At 65.3% G+C, this 1,743-nt stretch carries 1 protein-coding gene; it reads right to left on the bottom strand.

Annotated elements, in window-relative coordinates:
- Positions 1–227 precede the first annotated feature (227 nt).
- Positions 228–1,646 carry an IS1380 family transposase gene (locus C5F46_RS16010; protein ID WP_107326289.1) on the bottom strand — a complete coding sequence of 473 codons (1,419 nt, stop codon included), beginning with the start codon at positions 1,644–1,646 and terminating at the stop codon, positions 228–230.
- Between the last annotated feature and the right edge of the window lie 97 nt (positions 1,647–1,743).

Raw genomic sequence — 1,743 nt, 5'->3', positions numbered from 1 at the left:
CCCAGCTTATTCACCGAATGCGCGCTTTCAGTCGGCTCGGGAGCGGGTCGGGGATGGTTTCGACCTCTTTCGCGGATTTGGGACGGCGTCGAGCGACGGCAGCGGGGTCATTCAGGCGGCAGACGGGTGATTTTTTCTGGCTCCCGCGTTGCTGTGGCACCGTGCGCGCAGGGCGTTCAGGCGCCCATGGGCGTCGTGGGTTTCCGGGCAGGCGCGGCTCCAGGCCGTTACGGGTCGGCCCATTGCAGAGCCATGAGCCGCGGCCAGAGCACAGCCCAGAACGGGGCCGCGGCGGAGGAGAGCGTCAGGGTCATGCGCCTGGCGGAGACAACAAGCCGTGCTCCGGCGCGCAGGACCCTCTCGCGCAGGCGGCGCAGGCTCCATCCGGTTCCGGTCGCCTTCTCCATGGCCCGACGGGCGATGTGCATGGCCTGATACGCGAGGCAAGAGATGAGCAGGCGCACCTCGTTGCACGCGAAGGCATCGATGGCAGTCGTTCTGGACTTCGGCGCCTTGCCGCGCAGATGCGATTTCGCGCGATTGGTCGACGACAGCGCCGGGGCCAGAACGTCCTTCAACTCGCCCATGTGGCCCTCGGCCTTGCCGCGTTCGCGATAATGCGCCAGCACCTCGTGACAGAGTTTCTCGGTCCAGGGCAGCGACGTGACAAGGAAGAAGCGATCAAGCAGCAAATCGCCCTCGCGTTCCTTGACGACAAGGATCACCCGCCTCGGTTTGTCCCAACTGTCGGCCTTATAGCGCAATTCGCGCAGCCAGGTCCTCGGCTGCACAGGTCTGCGGCCGACCGGGCGGACCATGTGGGGTTCGGCCAGCCGGTCCAGCACCGGGTTGGCGCGCAGGCGCGAGACGTAGTCGATGCCCCGGGCCTCCAGGCCCGCGAGCAGCCCGGCCGAAGGAAAGCCGGCATCAATCCGCACCATGGCCACGTCGCAAAAGTTCTTTCGGGCGCGGTCGACCACGTCGAGGATCACATCGAGTGCGCCGTCGGCGGTGCCGACATTGCCCGCCCGCAGCCGCGCATCCAGCATGTCGCCGGTTTCCGCGATCGAGGTGATCAAAGGGTGGTAGATCCGGGCATTGTAATGGCCGTTCCAGGCCGTCTTCGGCTGGTGGCCATGTACCTCGATGGGGGCGCTGTCGACATCCAGCGTGATAGAGCGTAGCCGCTTGCCTTGCCGTTCGGCCTTGATCCCGCGGCCTGCCATCTCCAGAATCGCTTCGCGCAAGACCTTGAGATTGGCAGGGGTGGCCATCAAGGCCGTGAACCGCGACAGGGTCGGCTGCGAGGCAAGCCCGGACCCCACCAGCGGTGTCAGTCCGGCTGCCGAGCTGGTGGCCAGACGGAAGGCCGGATCATGGCGCAGGGCATCGGCATCGTCGTGGTCGCGCCAGCCCTGCGCCGCCAAAAGCACCGAGGTCCGGATGAGTGAAGCGAGATCATGGGTCACGTCGACCTTGCTGCGCGGGTCGCTCAGACGCGACGTCATCCAAGACACGATGCCGCTGCGTTCCAAGACCTCGCGCAAGAGGACCGCCCCAGGGTCGCCGGTCAAGCGGTCCGCCCGGCTTTCGATCCGCAACGACCTGTTGAAACCCGGAATGAATGGCTGTAGCGTTTCACCCATGCGTGCGTCCGATGCTGCCTATGGTTTTTGTCTAGCAGCTTGAATCTACAGCACTTTCAGGCGCACGCAACCGCTACGGTCAGATTTCGGTGAATAA

Origin of the sequence: Phaeovulum veldkampii DSM 11550, assembly GCF_003034995.1 — a bacterium.
Classification (GTDB): Bacteria; Pseudomonadota; Alphaproteobacteria; order Rhodobacterales; family Rhodobacteraceae; genus Phaeovulum; species Phaeovulum veldkampii.
Note: the sequence above shows the minus strand (reverse complement) of the source record. Positions and strands in the feature narration are given on the sequence as shown.

Excerpts from the sequence above, each read along its gene's own strand:
- C5F46_RS16010 (WP_107326289.1), bottom strand. The coding sequence starts at position 1,646 with ATGGGTGAAACGCTACAGCCATTCATTCCGGGTTTCAACAGGTCGTTG.